6 protein-coding genes are annotated in these 6,626 nt (G+C 64.9%); 3 read left to right on the forward strand and 3 right to left on the reverse strand.

The annotated features are described in order from the left end of the window. The 3 genes from QMX81_RS20035 to QMX81_RS20045 form a co-directional block, all read left to right on the forward strand. Window positions 1-1,871 (forward strand): hypothetical protein (locus QMX81_RS20035; RefSeq protein ID WP_282264128.1); only part of this gene is annotated, 1,871 nt, incomplete at its 5' end. A gap of 20 nt (window positions 1,872-1,891) precedes the next feature. Next, on the forward strand, window positions 1,892-3,502 hold the full coding sequence (locus QMX81_RS20040) for a ShlB/FhaC/HecB family hemolysin secretion/activation protein (RefSeq protein ID WP_282264130.1): 1,611 nt from the start codon (window positions 1,892-1,894) through the stop codon (window positions 3,500-3,502). 113 nt (window positions 3,503-3,615) lie between these two features. After that, a complete protein-coding gene (locus QMX81_RS20045; RefSeq protein WP_121041072.1) occupies window positions 3,616-3,936 on the forward strand; it encodes a DUF3817 domain-containing protein in 321 nt (106 codons plus the stop codon). Between the two features lie 711 nt (window positions 3,937-4,647). Here QMX81_RS20045 and QMX81_RS20050 read toward each other — a convergent pair. Genes QMX81_RS20050 through QMX81_RS20060 form a run of 3 tightly spaced genes read right to left on the reverse strand, consistent with a single transcriptional unit; the run spans window position 4,648 to window position 6,482 of the window. Next, entirely contained in the window at window positions 4,648-4,971 is a 324-nt protein-coding gene (locus QMX81_RS20050) for a thioredoxin family protein (protein ID WP_121036938.1), read from the reverse strand. After that, complete coding sequence (locus tag QMX81_RS20055) at window positions 4,965-5,429, reverse strand: flavodoxin (RefSeq protein WP_121036937.1); 465 nt, start codon at window positions 5,427-5,429, stop codon at window positions 4,965-4,967. Before QMX81_RS20055 ends, QMX81_RS20050 begins: the two co-directional genes overlap by 7 nt. A gap of 12 nt (window positions 5,430-5,441) precedes the next feature. Continuing rightward, window positions 5,442-6,482, reverse strand: coding sequence for a ribonucleotide-diphosphate reductase subunit beta (locus QMX81_RS20060; protein ID WP_088434232.1), 1,041 nt, complete (start codon window positions 6,480-6,482; stop codon window positions 5,442-5,444). Between the last annotated feature and the right edge of the window lie 144 nt (window positions 6,483-6,626).

Consider the following 6,626-nt stretch of genomic DNA (forward strand, 5'->3'; position numbering starts at 1 on the left):
GCGATCTGGCCGCCACGGCAGGTGGGCTGCTCGCCGTGGGCGACCTGATGGCCGATGGCGATGCGCGCCTTGAAGGCGACGCGGATGTACGCCTGGCCCAGGCGGTGATCGGGCAGTCGCTGAACGTTGCTGCGGCTGGCAGGCTGGACATGCGTACCGCCACCGTCGGCGGCGGTGCGCAGCTTCGCAGTGGCGGGGCGCTGGGCATTGGCACGCTGCAGGCGCAGGGGGCGCTGAACGGAACCACTGGTGCCACGCTGGTGGCGCAGACACTGTCTTCCGGTGCGGCGATGCAGCTGGAGGCGGCCGGTGCGCTGCAGATCCAGCAGCTGACCAGCAACGGCGACCTCGCTGCGAACGCTGGAGGTCTGCTGGCCATCGACGATGCCGCCGTGGGGGGGCAGGCAAGTGTGGATGGCGGCACGGATGTGCAGCTTGGCAATGCAACGGTCGCGCAGTCACTGGTGCTCAACGCTGCGGGTCACGTCGATGTCGGTAACGCACGCATCGGCGGCAATGCCCAGGTGGGCAGCGGTGGCGACACCCACGTCCAGCGTTTCGATGGCCGCGGCGATCTGGTGGCGAATGCTGACGGCGCCATCACCCTCGGCAGCGCGGCGGTCGACGGCTCGATGACGCTGCGCGCCGGCCAGTCCATCGATGTGGGCACGGCCGTGATCGGTGTGGATGGTGACTGGCTCGCAGGCACCAACCTTTCCGCCGATGAGGTAAGTGTGGGTTGCAACTTCCGTGGCGATGCCGGTGTCGCACTGGTCATCGGCACGCTCAACGTGGGCTGCAATCTTGGACTGACGTCCACCGAGGCGCTGCGGTTCGATGCGTTGCAGGCGGCTGGCGGCATCGCACTGGCATCGCGCGGCTCGGATGTCCAAGGCCGGCAGGTGGACGCGGGGATGGCACTGCAGGTGCTGGCTGCGGGCGATATCCGGATCGAAGCGGCCAGCACCGGCAGCGACCTGGTGGCCACCAGCGGCGGCACCCAGCAATGGGGTGTGTACCAGGCCGGCGGCGATGCAGCGCTGCAGGCGGGTCGGGATATCCATTTCGGTGACGGTCGCAGCGGTGGCGCACAGTCGATCATTGCGGGTGGCAGCATCGGCTTCGAGCGGGCCAGCGCAGGCACCACGGCCTACATGGACGCCCAGGCAGGTTCGCTGGCCGGTGGGCACTTGCAGGCGGCGTCTGCACAGCTGGCCGCACGTGACACCTTGTCGTTGGCACAGGCGATGGTCGATACCCGTCTGAACCTGGCCGCCGATGAGGTGCAGGCGCAGGTAAGTCAGTCCGATGCTGGCCCAGGCCTGCTGACGACCACGCTGACCGGCTACCGCAACGGTGTCGCCCGCCGGATCGTGGTGGACGTGCAGCCGCGTGATGCCTGGCTGATCGATGCGCTGCGGGCAATGGAGGCAGAGCTGACGTCCTCCTCGGCGAAGGTCGCCATCGCCGATGGCCATGTCGAACGCACCATGACCCTGACCACCCCGGCGCTGCACGTGCTGATGGACAACACCAGCCCGGCGCTGCGCCCGGCGGACGCGCAGCTGCTGCAGTTGAACCGCCGCTTCCACCTGGCGACCGATGGCCGCCTGCTGGATACCGACGCCTATGTGCTGCGGTTCAACGATGGGGTCGGGGTGAGCAGCCCGAACTACAACCGCGACCACCTCGAGGCCGGGCCGGCCTACCTGGGCGAAAGCGCGGTGCGCTACCTGGGCCGCATGCTCAATCTCCGCTCGCCGGAGATGGCGGTACCCGCCCGTGCGCCCGCGGAAGGTGATGAAGCAAACGCCCGCGATGTGGTGGCTCCGGCCCCGGGCGGCGCGGTCAACCTAGGGGCGCCCAACTGATGAACGACGGAAAACACACCATGTACCGAGGGATGTTCCTGATCGGCAGCGCGCTGCTGCCCTGTCTTGCACATGCGCAGAACAGTAGTGGCACCGCGGGGAAGGACACCGCACAGCGCATTGACGGCTACTACGAGCAGCGCCAGCCGCTGCAGCCGGAGCGCCCGGTGGTGGACCCGGTGCAGCCGGCGCCTCCGCCGGCCGGGCAACGCGGGCTGGCCGATGTCCGTGGCAGCTTCGTGCTCAACGAGGTGCGTTTCAGTCCATCGGCGCTGCTGCCGAAGGCCACGCTCGATGCGATCGCCGCCCGCTACCAGGGGCGCGAGGTCCACTTGGCCGAGCTGGAGACACTGGTGGCCGACGTCAATGCAGCTTACGAGGCAGCCGGGATCAGTACGGCACGCGCGCTTCTGCGCGAGCAGTCGATCAACGAAGGGCGCGTTGACGTCACCCTGCTGGAAGGCACGCTGGGTACGCTGGAGGTGACCGGGGAGGGCAAGGTGCCGGTGCGCTTTGTGGAGCGGCGGGTGCGGCAGCCGGTAGGGGAGGTGGTGCGCAGCGATCACCTGCGCGATGAGCTGATCTACCTCAACCGCACCACCGATCTGCAGGTGCGTGCACTGATGCGGCCCGGCCAGGCCGCCGGCCAGACCGATATCGTGCTGCTGGCGGAGGTGCCGGACCGAAGCAACTGGGGCGTATTCGTCGATAATTCCGGCGTAGAGACCACCGGCCGCGAGCGCTACGGTGCGCATGGCCAGTTCTGGGGTCTGGCGGGGATCAGTGACCTGCTGGCCGGCTCGGTGGCGTGGTCGCGCGGTGGCCTGGAAGGGCGCATCGGCTACTCCGGTATCGTCAACACGCGCAACGGCCGTGTCGGCGCCAGCGTGTCGCGCAGCCAGATCAACATCATCGACGGTGCCTACCGCGCCCTGGACATCACTGGCGAGTCGACCAGCTATGGTCTGGATTTCACCCAGCCGTGGGTGGCCACGCCGAACTGGCTGCTGTCCACCATCGCCAACGTCTCGCGCAGCAACTCCGTGTCCGATATCGGTGATGTGCGGGTGTCGGAGGTCGATTCGACCACGGTGACCCTGGGTGTCAGCACCGGCTATCGCAATGACGGCTACGACTGGACGTTCTATCAGGGCGTCTCGCGCATCCGCACCGATGAGACGCTGGCCGAAGGGCGTGCCTTCACGACCGCCAACGGATCCACCAGCTGGACCCAGCGCATCGGCAGCAGCGGCCTGCTGTACCGCGCACAGCTGGGTTGGCAGTTCAGCAACGGCGACTTCCTGCCCTCAAGCAACCTGTTCCAGGTGGGCGGCATCGGCAGCGTGCGTGGCTATGTTCGCGGCACCCTTTCCGGGGTGAAAGGCTACTTCGGCAGCGTCGAACTGCACCGGCCCTATCGGCAGGCGCACGATGTCTACGTGTTCTTCGATCATGGCGAGGTACGTGGCGACTACCCCACCTCGGCCAGCATCAGCAGCGTCGGCGTCGGCCTGAATGGACAGCTCGCCAAGCGCTACAGCTACAGCCTTGACCTGGGCCACCCACTGGACAAAGTGCTGCAGGACGATGACAGCATGCGCGCCGACTTCCGCATCAGTGCACGCTGGTGATCGGCAGGGCCGGCGCCGCATGCTGAGAATGATTCGCATCAAAACCGTTCGCTGGCTATGATGCGGGTCCTTTCCGTTACGACCCCGAGCCCATCTTGAAGCGTGCCTTGCCAATCAGCCCCATGGGCCGCGTGTTCGCCACGGTCGCTTTCGTTGAAGCCCTGACCTGGGCCGGCCTGTTGATCGGCATGTACTTCAAGTACCAGGCAGCCGATCCGACCCCGGTCGGGGTCAAGATCTTCGGCCCGGTGCACGGTGTGGCCTTCATGGTCTACGTGGTTGTATCGGTGCTCGCCGCGATCCGCCTGCGTTGGCCGTGGTGGGCCGCGCTGCTGGCATTGGCTGCTGCGGTGCCGCCGCTGGTGACGCTGCCGTTGGAGTGGTGGTTCAAGCGTCGTGGGCTGTTGTTGGCGCCGATTACACGGAATGGCTGACGACAGCATCGGGCCTCTATGTTCGCTGGCCATATGAAGTAAAGAATGGAGTGCTGTCTGCAATTGCAGATAGCGCTTCAATTGAAGTGATGTGTCCCGGTCGCGGGTTTATTATCGGAGTGGTTTGGACGTAGAGCTTGCCGATGAGCTAGGGAGTTCGATTGCGATTCAATATTGATAGGCACCCGAAGTAGTCGCAGACCAAGGTTGGCCTGCGACGATTCCACGTGGCGATCTCCCCCTACCTCAGAATGTCTGTAGCTAGTTCCGAGTGGTCTCTGCAAGCTTGCATGCAGTTCGCATACTCCTCCCTACACTTTACCGGCTCCTCCCCTATCCTCAGGCAGGCCTTGTAACCATAGTCGCATTGCTTTTCACAGAACGGAGGTGCGCCTTCCGCCACGTATGCTGTGAATACGGCGACCCCCGAGATGATAGCTGCGGACAATAATCTGACCATCTGCATGATATCTCTCCGTCATGGGCCTGATCATTCAGGCACGCTGATAGTGGATGCAGAGCATTTCGATTTTTGCAACGCAACGCCCAATGTGAGTTTGGATCGAAAGATCTAATCGACTCAGTGCGTTTAAGAGGCTGCAATCCGTATATGCCGATAGGCCCAGTTTGTCACGGCGACGTGGCGCACTGGCGAGGCGCCAGCCAGCGGCAGTCGCGCCGCATTAGCGAGTCCAAACGTGCACATATGCGTCATCCAGCGCCCAGCACGCCAAGAATCTGCTTCGGCGACTGGAATCCCGCCAGCCGCGCGGTTTCGTGACCGTCGCGGACCACCAGCAACGTGGGGGTCTGGCGCAACCCGAGCTCGCGGAACAATCCCTCTCCAACCGTCTCGAGTCTGACCTTCAGCAGGGTCATGCCAGCGTCTTCAATCGCGCCAGCGACACTGGCCAACGACATCTCCAGCATCCGGCACCCCGGGCAGTCGTCCTTGTGGAAATCCACCAGCAGGGCCGGGTGCTCGCGCAGGGCGGCGTGGTAATCCTCGGGGGTCTGGGCGTGCAGGGTCAGCATGTCGTAGGGCTCTGGGTATGGGCCAACACGGTGTCGGTCCAGTGGTGGATGGTGTGGGTGTCTTCGGCGCCGTGCGGCATCTGCTCGATCTCCAGCACCGGGTACGGGGCGCCGAAGAACCGCGCCAGCCGGTGGGCGGCGCCGCAGTAGTACTCCTCGCCCCATTGGGTCTCGCCGGTACCGAATACCGCCACCGGGAACGGCAGTGGCAGCCCGAAGCGATCACGCAGCGCGGCCACGCAGTCCTTCATCTCCGCCGGGGTACGCCCGGCGTTGTCCGTCCAGGAACCGACCAGGCACAGGGCAGGTGGCTCTCCCGCCAGCGCCACGGCCGCGTCAACGGCATCCACGTCGACCCAGTCCACCCGGTGCCCCAGTGCCTCGCAGCGCGCCCGGATCAACGTGGCCACCTCGCGGGTGTTGCCGCTCAGCGAGGCGAAGGCCAGCAGGATGTGCATCGCCATGCCTCCTTACAGGTCGTCAAACCCGTTGTCCGCGTTGGTCTTCTTGTAACTGGCGTTGCGCATTTCGAAGAAGTCGGTCTTGGTCTCGGTGAAGTTGTCGGCGTAGGCCTTGATCCACGGCATCACGTTGACATTGGTCTCGCTGTACAGCTTCTCGATGCCCAGCATGCCGGCCATCTTGTTGGCGCGGTACTTCACGTAGCGGATCATCTCGTCCACGTCGATGCCGTCGATGCCGTCCAGCACCTCGCCGGTCCAGCGCGTTTCCAGCTGGATGGCGTGCTCGAAGGCCTCATGCACGTAGGCGGTCAGCTGCTCGCCCTGCAGCGCCGGATTCTCGCCGATGATGGCGCGGATCAGTTCGCTGATGAACTTGGTGTGGGCCAGCTCGTCGCGGTTGATGAAGCTGATGATCTTGCCGGTACCGGTCATGCGGTTCTGGCGGACCAGGTTGTAGAAGAACGCGAAGCCGGAGTAGAAGTTGATGCCTTCCAGGATCGAGGACTGGATCAATGCGCGGATCAGCGTCTCGGCGGTCTTCTCGCGCATGAAGTCATCGTAGGACTGCATGATCGGCGCGTTGCGGGCCAGGATGGTCGGGTGGGTACGGGCGATCTCGAACACGCGGTTCTGGTCGGCCAGCCCGGCGATCGAAGCGAGTACGTAGCTGTAGCTTTCGTTGTGGATCACTTCCTGCTGGCCGATGATCGCGGCATTGGCGTGCGCGGCGGGATCGGTGATGTACTCGGCAACGTTGTAGATGAAGCGCGTCTGCGGCGAGTCCAGCGTGGCCAGCAGGCCGATGATCGAGTCGTAGGCGTTCTTCTCGCGCGCATTGAGCTCGCCGTACTGGCGCGCGTCGCCCTTCATGTCGACTTCGTCGGGAATCCAGAAGTTGGTCGAAAGCTCCTTGTACGCGCGGTAGAAGGACGGGTAGGGAATGTCGTTCCAGTTGAGGATGCCGCTGGTGCGCCCGTTGATGATGCCGGTGGAGCGGTTGGGGTGGCGCGGTTCGAGGATCTTGATGCGTTCGAGGGGGATGGCCATGGGGGTGCGTCCTAGTTTCTCTGCGGGCAATACGAGTTGCCGGCCAGCGGCCGGCATTACCGGGGCATGTGTGGGGTTGCCCGCCCCCCGCCCGCACGACCCGTCAGTGCGCTGACCCCCCAACGGCCTCCCCGAACCGGCGGA

Origin of the sequence: Stenotrophomonas sp. PS02301, assembly GCF_029959485.1 — a bacterium.
Classification (GTDB): domain Bacteria; phylum Pseudomonadota; class Gammaproteobacteria; order Xanthomonadales; family Xanthomonadaceae; genus Stenotrophomonas; species Stenotrophomonas maltophilia_Z.

What these genes read in the sequence shown, in the direction of transcription:
- QMX81_RS20040 (WP_282264130.1), top strand. Translation starts at nt 1,892, where the DNA reads ATGTACCGAGGGATGTTCCTGATCGGCAGCGCGCTGCTGCCCTGTCTT.
- QMX81_RS20050 (WP_121036938.1), bottom strand. Translation starts at nt 4,971, where the DNA reads ATGCTGACCCTGCACGCCCAGACCCCCGAGGATTACCACGCCGCCCTG.
- QMX81_RS20055 (WP_121036937.1), bottom strand. Translation starts at nt 5,429, where the DNA reads ATGCACATCCTGCTGGCCTTCGCCTCGCTGAGCGGCAACACCCGCGAG.
- QMX81_RS20060 (WP_088434232.1), bottom strand. Translation starts at nt 6,482, where the DNA reads ATGGCCATCCCCCTCGAACGCATCAAGATCCTCGAACCGCGCCACCCC.